This window comes from Mycobacterium kyorinense (assembly GCF_001672775.1).
GTDB classification, from domain to species: domain Bacteria; phylum Actinomycetota; class Actinomycetes; order Mycobacteriales; family Mycobacteriaceae; genus Mycobacterium; species Mycobacterium kyorinense_A.
This window is the reverse complement of record NZ_LZKJ01000046.1, coordinates 20,752-36,840: the sequence shown is the minus strand read 5'-3', so window position 1 is coordinate 36,840 and position 16,089 is coordinate 20,752. Positions and strand designations below refer to the sequence as shown.

General features: G+C 65.8%; 10 protein-coding genes. 3 read left to right on the top strand and 7 right to left on the bottom strand.

Going from position 1 to position 16,089, the window contains the following annotated elements:
- Positions 1-93 precede the first annotated feature (93 nt).
- The 3 genes from A5707_RS04025 to A5707_RS04015 form a co-directional block, all read right to left on the bottom strand.
- Entirely contained in the window at positions 94-747 is a 654-nt protein-coding gene (locus A5707_RS04025; RefSeq protein ID WP_065013229.1) for a TetR/AcrR family transcriptional regulator, read from the bottom strand.
- Between the two features lie 109 nt (positions 748-856).
- Complete coding sequence (locus tag A5707_RS04020) at positions 857-1,543, bottom strand: TetR/AcrR family transcriptional regulator (protein ID WP_065013228.1); 687 nt, start codon at positions 1,541-1,543, stop codon at positions 857-859.
- 68 nt (positions 1,544-1,611) lie between these two features.
- A complete protein-coding gene (locus A5707_RS04015) occupies positions 1,612-2,484 on the bottom strand; it encodes an alpha/beta fold hydrolase (protein WP_065013227.1) in 873 nt (290 codons plus the stop codon).
- Positions 2,485-2,735: 251 nt separating this feature from the next.
- Here A5707_RS04015 and A5707_RS04010 point away from each other — a divergent pair, with 251 nt between their 5' ends.
- On the top strand, positions 2,736-4,466 hold the full coding sequence (locus tag A5707_RS04010) for an MOSC domain-containing protein (protein ID WP_065013258.1): 1,731 nt from the start codon (positions 2,736-2,738) through the stop codon (positions 4,464-4,466).
- A gap of 126 nt (positions 4,467-4,592) precedes the next feature.
- Here the strand turns inward: A5707_RS04010 and A5707_RS04005 are convergent, their stop codons facing one another.
- Both A5707_RS04005 and A5707_RS04000 read right to left on the bottom strand, forming a co-directional pair.
- Positions 4,593-8,291 carry a multifunctional oxoglutarate decarboxylase/oxoglutarate dehydrogenase thiamine pyrophosphate-binding subunit/dihydrolipoyllysine-residue succinyltransferase subunit gene (locus A5707_RS04005; RefSeq protein ID WP_065013226.1) on the bottom strand — a complete coding sequence of 1,233 codons (3,699 nt, stop codon included), beginning with the start codon at positions 8,289-8,291 and terminating at the stop codon, positions 4,593-4,595.
- Positions 8,292-8,478: 187 nt separating this feature from the next.
- Complete coding sequence (locus A5707_RS04000) at positions 8,479-9,234, bottom strand: hypothetical protein (RefSeq protein ID WP_065013225.1); 756 nt, start codon at positions 9,232-9,234, stop codon at positions 8,479-8,481.
- 183 nt (positions 9,235-9,417) lie between these two features.
- Between A5707_RS04000 and A5707_RS03995 the strand changes: the two genes are divergently transcribed.
- Positions 9,418-10,014, top strand: coding sequence for a PadR family transcriptional regulator (locus A5707_RS03995; RefSeq protein ID WP_065013224.1), 597 nt, complete (start codon positions 9,418-9,420; stop codon positions 10,012-10,014).
- A complete protein-coding gene (locus A5707_RS03990; RefSeq protein ID WP_082969238.1) occupies positions 10,011-11,957 on the top strand; it encodes an MFS transporter in 1,947 nt (648 codons plus the stop codon). The genes A5707_RS03995 and A5707_RS03990 overlap by 4 nt, the downstream gene beginning before the upstream one ends.
- On the opposite strand, the gene A5707_RS03985 is transcribed toward A5707_RS03990, so the two are convergent.
- Together A5707_RS03985 and A5707_RS03980 are read right to left on the bottom strand one after the other, a co-directional pair.
- On the bottom strand, positions 11,954-15,367 hold the full coding sequence (locus A5707_RS03985; RefSeq protein ID WP_065013222.1) for a TM0106 family RecB-like putative nuclease: 3,414 nt from the start codon (positions 15,365-15,367) through the stop codon (positions 11,954-11,956). The genes A5707_RS03990 and A5707_RS03985 overlap by 4 nt on opposite strands.
- Before the next feature lie 126 nt (positions 15,368-15,493).
- On the bottom strand, positions 15,494-16,078 hold the full coding sequence (locus tag A5707_RS03980; RefSeq protein ID WP_065013257.1) for an LppP/LprE family lipoprotein: 585 nt from the start codon (positions 16,076-16,078) through the stop codon (positions 15,494-15,496).
- Positions 16,079-16,089: the final 11 nt, after the last annotated feature.

Genomic DNA, 16,089 nt, shown 5'->3' with positions numbered 1-16,089 from the left:
GGGATATTTAACCCAGTATTATGAACATCTGCGCAGCGGTTGTCCAGCAGCAGAATGATTCCGTCTGAGCGACGCCTGACGAGCGTGCGAAAGTCAGGATTTCGGTGTGCGCGGCGATGACGTGGCCCGCGGCCCCGGCGCAAAGGAACGCACGTAGTCGACGGCGGCATTGACCGCTGCGCGCAGCGGCTCTGCAGTGCCGGTGATGTAGGTCAGCATCGCCCCACCCTGGTGCGCGGCCACCAGTGCGACGGCGAGATGTCGAGGGTCGGCGTCGCGGCGCAGGTCGCCGCGGCGACGCATAGCGGTGAGCCCGGCCCGAAACAGCGCGATCCATTGCTCGTAGCCGGTGGCGATGTCGTGGTGGACGTCCTCGTCGGCTTCGATCAGCTCACCAGCCAGCGAGCCATAAACACATCCGCCTCGGCGGTACACGGTGTCCGCGTCGGCCACGCAGGTGTCAGCCCAGGCCTGCAGCGCTGCGAGGCTGTCCAGCGGAGCCAGCGGGGGACCAGTATGAAATGCCACGACATCATTGCGGCGTGCCGCGATGACTTGGCGGGTCAGATCACGCTTGTTCTTGAAGTAATGCGCGACTTGGGAGCCGCTGACATCGGCCGCGCTGCGAACCTGATCGATACTGGTGCCCGCGATACCGCCTTCGAACATGAGCTTGGCGGCGGCGTCGACAATGCGGGCACGAGTTGCCCGTCCCTTGCGGGTCAACCGCACGTCGTCGGACACCATGGCTACGCCTTAGGCACGCGTCAATCGGTAGTGGTCACTGGTCGCCGGATTCTCGACTGTACCGCCCGTCAGCCGGGCACCGGGTTGCGACGCGCGACGGCATGGCGGCTCAGTGTCTTTCGCGTCGCGCACGGGGCCGGCGCGGTGGCCGGGCCACCCGTTCCGCCGGATCGGTGGCGAACATCCGCAGATAGTTCACCGCGAATCGCACTGCGTCGGCGTGCGGCCAATCCTCACGATAAGTGAAAGTCAAGGTGGCGCCGCCTTGGTGGGCGCTAACGATTACCAGCGCGAGGTGGCGCGCGTCGGCTTGGGCGACCAGAACGCCCTGTTTCTTCAGCTGCTCGATCGCGTGCTCGAGCAACGTGACCCATTGCCGGTAGCCGGTCGCCAGCTCGTCGCGTATCGCGTCGTCGGACTTCGCGAGCTGGCCTGCGAGCGCATGGTAGGTCGGTGTCCCGGAGTAGCCAATCCGCCGTAAGTGGCGCATATTCAGGTCAATCCAGCGTTCGAAGTCCGCCAACGATGCCAGCCTGTGCAGCCGCGGTTGGCGGTGGAAGTCGAGCACCACGTTGATCTGGCGGGCGATGACCGCGCGCACCAACGCCTGCTTGTCGGCAAAATAATGGGCCAGCTGTGAGCCGCTGACCGACGCGGCCTTGCGTACGTTGTCCATAGTGAGCGTCGAGAACCCCGTACTGATGATCAGTTCGGCTGCCGCGTTCACGATCCGGTCGCGTGTGGCGCGTCCTTTTATGGTCAGCCGTTCTCCGCTGGGCACCTCGGCGCTGACCATGTGCTCAGGTTAGCCGCTCCGGCCCGGAACTATGGGATATCCAACCCACTTGTCATCACCGGTCGGCGTCAGGCTGCGGGTAGCTGTTTGGCGAGGAACTCTCGGACCAATTCGGTGACCTCGTCCAGTGCGGACTCCAGCAGGAAATGACCGCCGTCGAGAAGATGGATCTCGGCGTCGGGTAAGTCGTCGGAGAAGGCTTCGGCGCCCGCTGGACCAAATATCTTGTCGCCCCGACCCCACACCGCCAGCAGTGGCACGCTGCTGGAGCGGAAGTAGTCATGCAGCCGGGGATACAGCGGGGAATTGGTCGCGTAGTCAAAGAACAGTTTGAGTTGCACCTCGTCGTTGCCCGGCCGGGAGATCAATGCATAGTCGTGATACCAGGATTCCGGGTCGAGCAGTGTCTCGTCAGGAACGCCGGTGACGTATTGCCAACGGGTGGCGTCGAGGGTGAGAAACTGTCGTACCGCTGCCTCAGTTTCGGGAGTCTGCGCACTGTGGTAGTCCCACACCGTTTTCCAGAAGCTCTCCACGAAGCCGGCGTCGTAACCGTTGCCGTTTTGACTGATGATCGCTGTGATCGCCGTCGGGTTCTCAAGGGCCAACCGCCATCCGATCGGAGCGCCGTAGTCTTGTACATACATCGCATACCGATCGATGCCCAGGGTGCGCAGCAAGCCGGCAGTCAACTCGGTCAGGGCATCGAAGGTGTAGTTGAAATCCGCCACGCCCGGCGCGTCGGAGAGCCCGAAGCCGAGATGATCGGGCGCGATCACGTGATAGCGGTCGGCCAGTACGGGTATCAGATGGCGGAACATGTAGGAGCTGGTCGGGAATCCGTGCAAGAGGACCACCGCGGGGGCGTCGGGGTCGCCGGCCTCGCGGTAAAACAACCGGTGATCACCGATGACGGCGTAGCGATGATGAACACTCGGCATGAGTGATCCTCCTGAGTCGATGTGCGATTCGGCGATGCGCTTTGCGCGTCGTAGTTCTGGGACGTGCATCCCAGTATGCACCATCGGCTGCGTTTCACAATAGTTGCGCTATCGGCTGTTGACGCAGCCGCTGCATCCCACATATTCTGGGCGGGCCATCCCAATTTGTCGCGAGGCTCGGAGGCGGTCCGATGGCGGCGCTCAAGGTCGACGAGACGTATTCGCGTGTGCAGAACGCCGCGGGGCCAGTGGTGGCGCGGCTTGTATCGGTAAATGTCGGCACGCCCAAAGACGTCCAATGGCGAGGCAAGACGGTCCACACCGGAATCTGGAAGGCACCGGTCCACGGCCCGGTCATGGTGCGCCGGCTCAACATCGACGGTGACGGTCAGGGCGATCTTGCCGGACATGGTGGCGAACAACGCGCGGTGTTGGTCTATCAACTTGAGTCATACGACTACTGGAAGGCCCATCTGCGCCGCGACGACCTTCGGCCGGCCCATTTCGGCGAAAATTTCACTGTTAGTGGGCTCAGTGACCGAGACGTCTGCATCGGCGACCGATACCGCATCGGCGATGCTGAGTTTGAGGTCACCCAGCCACGCGTCACCTGCTTCCGGGTCGGAATGCGCCTCGGCGAACCTGCCATGCCCAATCTGCTGGTGGCCCATCACCGCCCTGGCTTCTACTTCCGGGTGATCACCGAAGGGCAGGTGCAGGCCGGCGACGCGATCGTGTTGACCCGCCGCGGTCCGCACGAGCTCAGTGTCGCCGACGTCGACGCGCTGTTGTATCTGCCCGACCGCGACATGGCCCAACTCCGCAAAGCCGTCGACGTGCCGGCACTCAGCCCGGGCTGGCAACAGTCGTTCCATGACATGCTCACGCAGAGTTCAGGTGCGCCGGCCACGCCGACGATGGGCGTCGAACCCGGTTGGACGGGATTCAGGCCGTTACGCGTCAGTGCAATCCGCCACGAGACCGCCTCAGTGTTGTCGATCCGGTTTGAGTCCGACGATGGCGCCCCACTGCCGATGCCGCTTCCCGGGCAGTACCTCACGGTGCGGATCCCCGATGCGGGTGATCCACCGCCGATGCGCAGTTACTCACTTTCGGGCGACCCTGCGGCACGGGACTACCGCATCAGCGTCAAACGCGAAAGCCACGGCCTGGTAAGTCGTTGGCTGCATGCCCATGTCAACGTCGGTTCGATTATCGAAGCAGCCATCCCGCGCGGCGACTTCTGCCTCACCGACGGCAGCACTCCCGTCGTCTTGATCTCAGCCGGCATCGGGGCCACTCCGGTGCTGGCTATGCTGCACGCTCTGGCCGCAACCAATAGCAACCGCCCCATCACGTGGCTCCACACGACGCGCAACGCCGAGACCCATGCTTTTGCAGCAGAAGTCACCGGCCTGATCACCTCGTTGCCCGATGCCCGGCAATTCGTTTTCTACACAGCCAGCAAGCAGAGTGGCAGCGGCGCCACTCTCGGTCGTCTGGACCGGCAATCGATTGCCGCGCTGAACCTACCCGGCGACGCTGCTGTGTACCTCTGTGGCCCAGGCCCATTCATGGACGCCATGCGCGACGGGCTGGCTGCCTGCGGATTCAGTTCTGGCCAGATCCACACCGAACTGTTTGGCGCCTTGCCTGCTATCAACCCCGGCGTCGTGTCCGCGTCGAAGACCGCACGCCCCCATCCGCCCCCGGGCACCCCGGGGCCGGGCCCGGCAATCACCTTCGCGCGCAGCGGACTCACCGTGAACTGGGCACCGGGCTACGCCAGCATTCTGGAGCTCGCTGAGACTTGCGACGTGCCAACGCGATTCGCCTGCCGAAGCGGCGTTTGCCACACCTGCGTCACCGGAATCGTCGCGGGCACACCGACCTACCTGCAACCGCCGCTGGAAGAGCCGCCGCTGGGGACGGTGCTCATCTGTTGCGCGGCGCCCCGTGACGACCTGGTCCTAGACCTCTGAGCAATGCTCACCGCGAGCGTGCGCAAAACACGCGATTGGCTCGGCGTGTCGACCGGGGACACGCACACTCGCCGCAAAAAGGCGCGCACACTCGCCGCAAAAAGCGCGCTCGCTCGCGCCAAGGACTCAGCTGAAGGCCAGGTCGATGATTTCTTGCTGCTCGACGGCGTGCACCTTCGACGAACCCGACGACGGCGCCGACATCGCCCGGCGCGAAATCCGTTTGATGCCAGTCAATTTGTCCGGCAGCAACTCGGGCAACTCCAAACCGAACCGCGGCCACGCGCCCTGGTTGGCCGGCTCCTCCTGCACCCAGAAGAATTCCTTGACGTCGGGGTAGCGGTCCAGTGTCTCGTTGAGCCGCCGCTTAGGCAGCGGCGCCAGTTGTTCGATCCGCACAATCGCGACGTCGTCGCGCTGATCCTTGGACTTGCGGGCCACCAACTCGTAGTAGATCTTGCCGCTGGTCAGCAGGATGCGCCTGACCTTGCTTCGGTCACCATCGCCGTCTTCGTACGTGGGCTCTTCGAGTACCGAACGGAACTTGATCTCGGTGAAGTCTTTGATGTCGCTGACCGCGGCCTTGTTGCGCAGCATCGACTTCGGGGTGAACACGATCAGCGGTCGCTGGATTCCGTCCAGGGCGTGCCGGCGCAACAGGTGGAAGTAGTTCGCCGGGGTCGACGGCATTGCGATCGTCATCGACCCCTCCGCCCACAGTTGCAGGAAGCGTTCGATACGCCCCGACGTGTGGTCGGGGCCCTGGCCCTCGTGGCCGTGCGGCAGCAGCAGCACCACGTTGGACAACTGCCCCCACTTGGCTTCACCGGAGCTGATGAACTCGTCGATGATCGACTGTGCGCCGTTGACGAAGTCGCCGAACTGGGCCTCCCACAGCACCACTGCGTCCGGGTTGCCGACGGTGTAGCCGTATTCGAAACCGACTGCGGCGAATTCGGACAGCGGCGAGTCGTAGACCAGGAACTTGCCCCCGGTCGGGCTGCCGTCGAGGTTGCTGGCCAGCAGTTGCAGCGGGGTGAACTCTGCGCCGGTCACCCGGTCGATGATCACCGAATGCCGTTGCGAGAATGTGCCGCGGCGAGTGTCTTGGCCCGACAGTCGCACCAGCTTGCCCTCGGCCACCAGCGATCCCAGCGCCAGCAACTCGGCGAACGCCCAGTCGACCTTGCCCTCGTAGGCCATCTCCCGGCGCTTCTCCAGCACCGGCTTGACCCGCGGGTGGACGGTGAACCCCTCGGGCACGGCCAGGTGCGCATCCCCGATCCGGGCCAGCAGTGACTTGTCCACCGCAGTGGACAACCCCGCGGGAATCATCTGGTCGGACTCCACCGATGCGCTGGGTTGTGCTCCGTGCTTCTCCAGCTCGCGGACCTCGTTGAACACCCGCTCCAACTGGCCCTGGTAGTCGCGCAGGGCGTCTTCGGCTTCCTTCATCGAGATATCGCCGCGGCCGATCAGCGCCTCGGTGTAGCTCTTGCGCGAACCGCGTTTGGCGTCGATCACGTCGTACATCGACGGGTTGGTCATCGACGGGTCGTCACCCTCGTTGTGACCGCGGCGGCGGTAGCACAGCATGTCGATCACGACGTCCTTGTGGAACTTCTGCCGGAAGTCCACCGCCAGCCGCGCCACCCATTCGCACGCTTCGGGGTCGTCGCCGTTGACGTGGAAGATCGGCGCCCCAATCATTTTCGCGACGTCGGTGCAGTACTCGCTGGACTTGGAGTGCTCCGGTGAGGTGGTGAACCCGATCTGGTTGTTGACGATGATGTGGATGGTGCCCCCGACCCGGTAACCGGGCAGCAGCGCAAGGTTCAGCGTTTCGGCCACCACGCCTTGCCCAGCGAAGGCGGCGTCACCGTGCAGCATCATCGGCACCACCGAGAACCCGTTCTCGCTGGTGCCCTTGTCCAGCAGGTCCTGCTTGGCGCGCACCAGCCCCTCCAGCACCGGGTCGACGGCCTCGAGGTGCGACGGGTTGGCGGTCAGCGACACCTGAATGTCGTTGTCGCCGAACATCTGGATGTAGACGCCGGTCGCGCCGAGGTGGTACTTGACATCGCCGGAACCGTGCGCTTGCGACGGGTTCAGGTTGCCCTCGAACTCGGTGAAGATCTGCGAGTACGGCTTGCCGACGATGTTGGCCAGCACGTTGAGCCGACCGCGGTGCGGCATGCCGATGACGACCTCGTCGAGACCGTGCTCGGCACACTGGTCGATCACGGTGTCCATCATCGGGATGACCGTTTCGGCGCCCTCTAACGAGAACCTCTTCTGCCCAACGTATTTCGTCTGCAGGAAGGTCTCGAACGCCTCGGCGGCGTTGAGCTTGGACAGGATGTATTTCTGTTGAGCCACCGTCGGCTTGTCGTGCTTGACCTCGACCCGCTCCTGCAGCCACTGCTGTTGCTCGGGTTCGAGGATGTGGGTGTACTCCACGCCGACGTGCCGGCAGTAGGCATCCCGCAGCACCGACAGCACGTCGCGTAGCTTCTTGTACTCCGCACCGGCAAAACCGTTGACCTTGAACACCCGGTCGAGGTCCCACAGTGTCAGCCCGTGAGTCAGCACGTCGAGGTCGGGGTGGCTGCGGAAGCGGGTGTTGTCCAGGCGCAGCGGGTCGGTGTCGGCCATCAGGTGCCCGCGATTGCGGTAGGCCGCGATCAACTCGATGACGCGCGCGGTCTTGTCGACAATCGAATCCGGATTGTCGGGCCGCCAGCGCACCGGCTCATAGGGGATGGACAGTTCGCGGAAGATCTCGTCCCAGAAGTCATCCGAGAGCAGCATCTCGTGGATGGTGCGCAGGAAGTCGCCGGATTCCGCGCCCTGAATGATGCGGTGGTCGTAGGTCGAGGTCAGCGTGATCAGCTTGCCGATCCCGAGCTCGGCGATGCGTTCGGCGCTGGCGCCCTGAAACTCGGCCGGGTATTCCATTGCGCCGACGCCGATGATCGCGCCCTGGCCGGCCATCAGCCGCGGCACCGAATGCACGGTGCCGATGGTGCCCGGGTTGGTCAACGAAATCGTCACGCCGGCAAAGTCTTCCGCGGTCAACTTGCCGTCGCGCGCCCGGCGCACGATGTCTTCGTAGGCGGTGACGAACTGCGCAAACCGCATACTTTCGCAGCGTTTGATGCCGGCCACCACCAGCGAACGCTTACCGTCCTTGCCCTGCAGGTCGATCGCCAGTCCGAGGTTGGTGTGCGCGGGTGTCACGGCGCTGGGTTTGCCGTCGACCTCGGCGAAATGGCGGTTGAGGTTGGGGAATTCCTTGATCGCTTGCACCACCGCGTACCCGAGCAGGTGGGTGAACGAGATCTTGCCACCGCGATTGCGCTTGAGCTGGTTGTTGATGACGGTGCGGTTGTCGATCAGCAGCTTGGCCGGGATCGCGCGCACGCTAGTCGCCGTCGGCACATCCAGCGACATGGACATGTTCTTGACGACAGCGGCGGCGGCGCCGCGCAGCACCTGCACTTCGTCGCCCTCGGCCGGTGCCGGTCCGGCCGGCTTGGCCGGCGCAACCGGTGCGCTGGCTGCGCCATTGCCCGGCGCGGCGGTGGTGGTAGGCGGTGTTGACGGTTTGGGGCTCGGGGCGGGCGCAGGCTCGGGAGTGGCGGGAGCTGGGGCGGCGGGTTGCCCGTCACCGGTGGTCGGGGTATCGATCGTCGGCTCGGGGTTGTAGTCGACCAAAAACTCATGCCAGCTCGGATCGACCGAGGAGGGGTCGTCCCGGAACTTGCGGTACATCTCCTCGACCAGCCATTCGTTCTGACCGAATGGTGAACTTGTACTGCTCACGGCAGCTGCTCGCCTCGATTCCTCTGTCCGGCACGCGCGCCAAGCGACGCTTGCCACTCATTGCACCGGGTATGCCGGCGCATCTGCCACCCGCGGCGGACCGACCGCTTCCGCCCCATAAAGGCTAACCCTTTGCCGACGATCTGCCAGGCGCGCCGGAGACAGCCCGGCGATCGTGCATCGCCGGCTAGCCGGCCTCGTCGCGAACGGTCGGCAGCAGGTGCAGTGTCACCGGCCACCGGGCGGGAGGCCCGCCGAACGCCTTCCGGGTATTGCGGACGATCTTCTTGCCGACCATCCGGTTGCCGATCGCGCCGATCAGGGCGCCGATTCCGGCCGGCAGCAGTTTGCCGAACAGCAGAGCGCCCCGGCGAAGTGTGTAGCGCTTGACCGCGTACTTGAGCAGTCGGGAGTTCAGCTGCGACACCGCCGGCATCGGCAACGACGCCACGCCGTCGGACAGCCAGGCCCCGTTGGTGCGGCCGGGACCGATCAACTCAGCAATGGCGTGCTTGCTGTCGTCGCCGACCAGCACCGCCAGCACCAGGGCGCGGCGCCGTTCCCGGTTTTCGGTGGGGATGCCGTGCACCGCGGCCGTCGCCAACGCGAAGAAGGCGGTGGCCTCGAGGAAAACCGCGGTTTCCCCGGCAGCCGCTGACAGCCCCGCCAGCGTGCCGATGCCCGGCAAGGCCGCGGCCGAGCCGACCGCCGCGCCGCTGGCCGTGACTGCGGTCAGGTAACGCTTCTCCAGCTTCGACGCGATCGCGGCCGGGTTGGCCCCGGGGCTGGCGCGGCGCAACCGCTCCACATACGCCCTGGCCGCCGGCTCCTGTGCCCGCGCGGTGCGTTCGATGACGTTCGCCAATGCGCGTACCGATGCTTTGGGCTTGGTGTTGCCGGCGGTCTGGGAAATTCCCGTTGACCCGGTCCGTCGGGCGCTCATAGTGCCTCCGAATCCAGTGCCCGGCGTGCCGTCGGACCAAGGCACGGCCCGCATCGCTGCCGGACGAGATGGCGTCATCTCAGATTAGCGCCGCTCCAGCCAAAGCCGGGGGAGGCGTCAAGGTCGATTACTCCACCCGGAATAATCCGGGCCGACAACTTCCGGCGAAACAGGACGCACGCAATGGCCTACCAACCGACCTCGTTGGGCGTAGCGGTATTGGCGCTGCTCCGGGAGCGCCCGATGCACGGCTACGAGATGTTCCAGACCTTGGTCCAGCGGCAGGCGGACCGCATCGTGAAAATCCGGCCGGGATCGCTGTATCACGTCGTCGATCGGCTGACCGAGGAGAAATTGATTCGCTGCGCCACCGCCGGGCGCGAGGGCAACCGGCCCGAGCGGGTCATCTATGAGATCACCGACGCCGGCGTGGAGCTGCTCGGCGAGCGGGTGCGCAACATGGTGGCCACGCCGGTCGAGGAGTTCCCACAGTTCGTCGCCGCACTGGCCGAGATCGATACCCTCGATCGGGACGCCGCGGCGACCGCCGTCGACGACCGCATCGGGGCGATGGAGGCCCGGGCCGCCGAAATCATGGCGATCCGTGACGGCGGCGTCACACCGGCCAGCGCTTACCAACTGGCGTTCGACTACCTGCTGGCAACAGTGGAAGCCGAGGTCGCTTGGCTGCGCGGGCTGGCCGGCTCGCTGCGTTCCGGTCGGCCGCAGCCGGTCCGGCCCGATACGAACATGGAAAGCCGAGACGAGGTGGGAATATGACGGCGCCGAGCGGGGCCGGGGCCCGGGCGCGATCCGCCGGCGGCCCCTACCGCGGCGCTGCGCCGCGCTCCCGTGCGAACATGCCGCTGACCCCGTGGCACGCGCTGTGGGCGATGATGGTGGGCTTCTTCATGATCCTGCTGGACTCGACGATCGTCGCGGTCGCCAACCCCAGCATCATGACCAAGCTGGAAACCGGATACGACAAGGTGATCTGGGTGACCAGCGCCTACCTGCTGGCCTATGCGGTGCCGCTGTTGGTGGCGGGCCGGCTCGGTGACCGGTTCGGCCCGAAGAACCTCTACTTGATTGGTCTGGCGTTGTTCACCGCGGCCTCGATGTGGTGTGGCCTGTCGGGAAGCATCGGCACGCTCATCGCGGCCCGGGTGGTCCAGGGAGTCGGTGCCGCGGTGCTGACCCCGCAGACGCTGTCGACGATCACCCGAATCTTCCCGCCCGCGCGGCGCGGGATGGCCATGAGCGTGTGGGGTGCCACGGCCGGCGTCGCCACCCTGGTGGGTCCGCTGGCCGGCGGCGTGCTGGTCGACGCGCTGGGCTGGGAGTGGATCTTCTTCGTCAATGTCCCGGTGGGCATCATCGGTCTGGGACTGGGATTTTGGTTGATCCCGCAGCTGCCCATCCACGCTCACCGATTCGATCTGGTCGGTGTGGCGTTGTCCGGGGTGGGCATGTTCCTGATCGTCTTCGCCCTTCAGGAGGGGCAGTCCGCGGAGTGGGCGCCGTGGATTTGGGCGGTGATCGTGGCAGGTATTGGGTTCATGGTGGCGTTCATCTACTGGCAGTCGGTGAACACCCGCGAACCGCTGATCCCGCTGGGCATCTTCCGCGATCGGGACTTCAGCCTGTCCAACCTCGGCGTAGCGGTCATCGGGTTCGCCTCGACGGCAATGGTGTTGCCGTTGATGTTCTATGCGCAGGCGGTTTGTGGACTGTCTCCCACCCGCTCGGCGCTGTTGACCGCGCCGATGGCGATCACCAGCGGCTTGCTTGCGCCGATTGTCGGCAGGATCGTCGACAGGGCCCACCCCCGGTCGGTCGTCGGCTTCGGCTTCTCGGTGCTGGCGATTGCGCTGACCTGGCTCTCGATCGAGATGACGCCGTCTACCCCGATATGGCGGTTGGTGGCCGTGTTCATCGCGATGGGCTTTGGGATGGCGTTCGTCTGGCAACCGCTCGGCGCCACCGCGACCCGGAACCTGCCGCCCAGCCTGGCCGGTGCGGGTTCTGGTGTCTACAACGCGACCCGCCAGGTCGGCGCGGTGCTCGGGAGCGCCAGTATCGCCGCGTTCATGACCTCCCGGATCACCGCCGAACTGCCGCCGATGCCGGGCGGTCTGCACCCTGATGCTGTCGGCGGCGGCGCTTTGCAGTTGCCCGAGTTCCTGCGCGATCCGTTTGCGGCCGCAATGTCCCAGTCGATGCTGTTGCCCGCGTTCATCGCGCTGTTCGGGGTGGCTGCTGCCATGTTCATGCTCGGCTTCGGTGCTTCGGTCCTTGGCAGCCAACGAGATTCGCGGCCCAGCGACGCCCCCGACGACGCTTCCGGCGGTCGGCTGCGCGCGATGCCGAACGTCTCAGACGATTTCGACGACTACGTGGAGTATTTGGTGCCCCGCGCTCCGAGCACCCCGCGACAGCCGGCTGCCGACGAGAGCGACACGGCGCCGCTCAGAGCTCCTGTCGCGGAGCGTCGATACTCACGCGTCGACACCGCCAGTCCGATTGGCTTCGCCCACAACGGCTTCCATGTCGACGACGAGCAGCGCCTGCGGTCGATCGCGCAGCTCTCGTCGCCGCCGGACCACGGCCGCGATGTTGCCCGCCACCGCTTCGTCGACGAGGAACCCCCGCGCAACAAGCATCACCGCGCTGATCCCGACAACCCGCCGGGATTTGGACGGCACTCGTTCCGCGACGACTAACCCGTCGGCGCGGCGGCAGATGTCAGTGCCAGGAAAGCGCCCAAATCCACCAAGCCGCCCGGCGTGGTGGGCAGGTAGTCGGTGAGCGTTTCAGAGCGCACGATCACCGCCGCGTATTGCGCACGGCTGACCGCGACGTTCAACCGGTTCCGGTTGAGCAGGAATGGAATTCCGCGCGGGATGTCCTCGATGGACGACGCCGTCATCGAGATGACGACCACCGGCGCCTCTGCCCCCTGGAACTTGTCGACGGTTCCGACCTCGACGTCGCTCAGATTCGCGGCGGTCAACTGTTGACGCAGAAGTACTACCTGAGCGTTGTACGGTGCCAGTACCAGCACGTCGCTGGCTTCCAACCGACGCACGCCGTGCTCACCGGTCCACGATGAACCGAGCAATCGCGTGACTTCGGCGACGATAGCCGCGGCTTCTTCCGGGCTTTCGATCGAATTGTTCTCATGACGGACCGGCACCACATGAATTCCGGGCGCATACCCGGCAAGGTGACGCGCGGCGGTGCGCTCGGCATACGACTCCAGTCGGCCTTCATACGACAGCCTCGAGACCGGGTCGCAGACCGCGGGATGCATCCGGTATGAGCGATCGAGGAAGTAACCACGCTCGGCCGACAGCGTGCGCTGCCCGTCGACCAGCCAGCCCAATGCGGAGGTGTCGACCGGTTCGGGGTGGGTGCCCTGACTGACTTGAGGCAGTTGTTGTGGATCACCAAGCAGCAGCAGGTTTTTGGCGGCGGATGCCACGGCAATGGTGTTCGCCAGGCAGAATTGGCCGGCCTCGTCGATCACCAGCAGGTCCAGGCTGGCTGGTGGGACACGCTTGGGGTTGGCGAAATCCCATGCCGTGCCACCGATCAGGCAACCGGCGGTGTCGGCGATGAACCCGGCGTACTGACTCTCGTCGATGAGCTGCCAGGCCGGCTTCTCATGGCCGTGTCGCTTCTTGGCGGCCCGCTGCGGATCGATTCCCGCTGAGACTGCACAGTCCAGCAGGTTTTCCACCACTGCGTGTGACTGTGCGACAACTCCGATGCGCCAACCGTGTTCGGCGACCAGGCGGGTGATGACCCGGGCGGCGGTGTAGGTCTTGCCGGTGCCGGGTGGTCCATGCACCGCGATGTACGACGAGTCCAGGTCCAACACCGCCGTCGCGATATCTGCCGCTGCGTCAGCACTTCGCGGCAGCGGGGCACCGCTGCGGGTTCGTGGGGCACGGCGCAACAGGATGTCGATGACGGCGGTGTTTGGAAGGGCGGGCAACCCGGTGGCAAGGTCGGCGGCCGCTGATTCGATCGAATCTCGCAGATGTGTCGTCGGGATGGGCTGGCCCGGGGCGAGTGCGAACGGAAGCTGCTGAAATGTAGTGCCGTTCTTAGGCGTCCGCTCGAGAATCATCACTTGGGTGGGGACCACCGGGTCGTCGGACTCGATGACCGTCGCCTTGCCGGCGGCTCGGCGATCCGGGTCTTCGGTCATGCCGGCCGGCGCCGGCGCCTCGTAGAGTGCGAACACCGACGAGTCGAGGCCTCCGCGCGCCAGGGCGCCGGTCAGTCGTACGCGTCGCTGGGGCTTGTGCGCACGGGGTGGCGTATTCCAGTCGACGGCCACCGAACCGCCGTCGACGATGAAAACGTCGGAGTCGTCCGCCCATTCGTCGACGGGGTAGTTCAAGCGGTCGAAGTGCGCCCACCAGAAGGGTTTGTCCTCGCGACGGTGGTAGCCGCGGGCCGCGGACATCAGCGCAACCGCGGTCTGCTCCGGGCTGCGGTCGGTGGCGGTATCGCCGGTGAACTCCGCCAGGGCCGTGGTCAGGGGGTCGTGTTGGTCGATGGCTTCCCCGTCCGGTACCGGTTGGGCGCCAAGCGGGGTGACACCGGATTCGAAGGCGCGCAGCAGCAGCCAGTCGCGCAGCGCACGAGTCGAGCGGCAGTCATCGTGGTTGTAGTCCTCGATTTCTTTCAGCACGGTGGCCGCTTCGTCGGTGCGGCCCTGTGCCCGCAGGTCGCAGAATCGGGCGTACTGGGTGATCGAATCGGAGGCGGTGGTGACGTCGCCGGAGCGCAGCTCGTGTCCCATGAACAGCGGCTCGAGCGCCTTGAGGCTGAAAGACTCGGCACCTACTCGAATACTTTTGCGCACAAGCGGATACAAGTCGACCAGCGTGCCGCTGCGCAGCAGGTCATCGACGTCGTCCTCGCCGACGCCATGCCGTCCGGCCAGGTGCAGCAGCGCGGTCTTCTCGTACGACGCGTAATGGTAGATATGCATGTTGGGGTGACGCTTGCGGCGGTTGGCCACCATGGCGAGGAAATCCTGCAACGCCTTCCGCTCGTCGACCCGGTCGTGGGCCCAGAGCGGGCGGAATGCGCCGTTGGCTTCCAGGACACCGAACAAATACTCCAGTCCCCATTCGCTGCCGTCTGCCGTCCAGAGCGGATCGCCTTCAAAGTCGAAGAACAGGTCGCCGTCGTCGGGCTCGGGCAGCAGCGCCAACGGCTTGGCATCGGCGATCTCGTATTGTGGGATGCCGGTATCACGTTGCCGCACTTGCAGTCTGGCTTGCGCGGTCACGGTGTCGAGCGTCCGCGCCGCCAGGCCCGGCACCGGCCCGGTGTGGTCGGCGAGATCGGCCAGCGTGCCGATGCCGGCCTCGAGCAGCTTGGCCCGCTGGCTGACGCGCAGGCCGGCGACCAGCAGCAGATCATCGGCGGCGCGGACTTGTTCGCTGCAGTCGGGGCAGCGAAAGCATGCCCGCACCCGCTCGTCGTCCCAGCGCACCGGGCCGTCGGCGGCGTAGTGCTCGTCGAGTAGTCGTTGTACCGACGCGCGCTGGGCTTGGTAGACGGGGATCAACTCGTCGACGCGGTACGGCAGCACCGTGTCGTCGCCGAGGATCAGCTCGGCTTCGGGCGCTACCGGCACACCCGAGCGGGCCAGGGTGTCGGCATAGGCGGCCAGTTGCAGCAGTGCGGTGACTTTGGCCGAGCGGGCCAGTTTGGTGTCGGCGACCCGGTACCGCTCGCCGTCACGCACCAGGAAGTCGGCGAAGCCGACGAATCGACCGTCGAACATCGCCGCCTGGTACACCACCGGCGCGCCGTCGGCGATGGCACGTTGGGTGGCCTCGACCGCAGCGGTCAATCCGGCGACGGTGTATGCCGGCTGGCCGATGACGGCGACCGCGGCCCCGAATTGGCTGCGGAACCACTCGAGCCGGCGTCGTTCGTGCGCGTCGCCGAGGCGGGCGGTGCGGGCCAGCATGTCATCCTCGACGGCCATCGCGGGACCGCGGCCGAGCTTTGCGTCGAAGTTACGCAGCAGCGCGTATTCGCATCGGGAGGCCGCCGCGAGGTCCGACGCGCTGTAGATGACATTGCCCCCGGTAACGAACACAGCAGCAACTGTAGGTCAGGGCACCGACAAGATCGGGCGGTCAACTCGCCCGTGAGGGTGCGCAAACCCGGGAATTATCACGGCGTGTCGGCCGGGGACACGCACGCTCGCGAGAGAAAAGGGGTGTCAGCCGGCGGGGGTGTTGCCGATCAACTCCACCCCGTTGCCGTTCCAGCGGAACTTCACCACGCTGGTCAAGCCGTTGATGCCGCTGGCGTATGTCAGCGCCACGGTGTCACCCGTGCTTTGCGCAGTGTCCACGCCGTTGAACCCGAACGTGTCGGGTACCCCTTGCGGAATGTATTTGCCGAGATGGAACATCACCGCTCGGGTATTGGGATTGGCGGCGTTCGTATTGGCCTTGACGATCACCGCGGACAGTTGGGCACACTCGTTGTAGTTGCCCGCCAGCGGTTCGGGGTTCCAGGGCTGCTGGCTGCGCGGGTCGCGAGGCAACTCGGAGACCGCCCGGGCGATCGCGGGATCCGCGAGATCGATCGCGCACGGGTCGGCGGGCCCGGCGGAGGTGGTCGGGACGGTCGGGGCCGGAGCCCCGGGCTTCCCGACGGGTGCGCTCACCTGCGGCGTCGACGCCTGCGGCGTCTTGGAGACCGTCGAGTCGCCCGGACCGCAACCGGCCAGCACTGCGGCGAATACCGCAACCACGACACCTCCGGCATGCCTACACACAACGCTGCACCGTACCGCTATGAGACATGCGG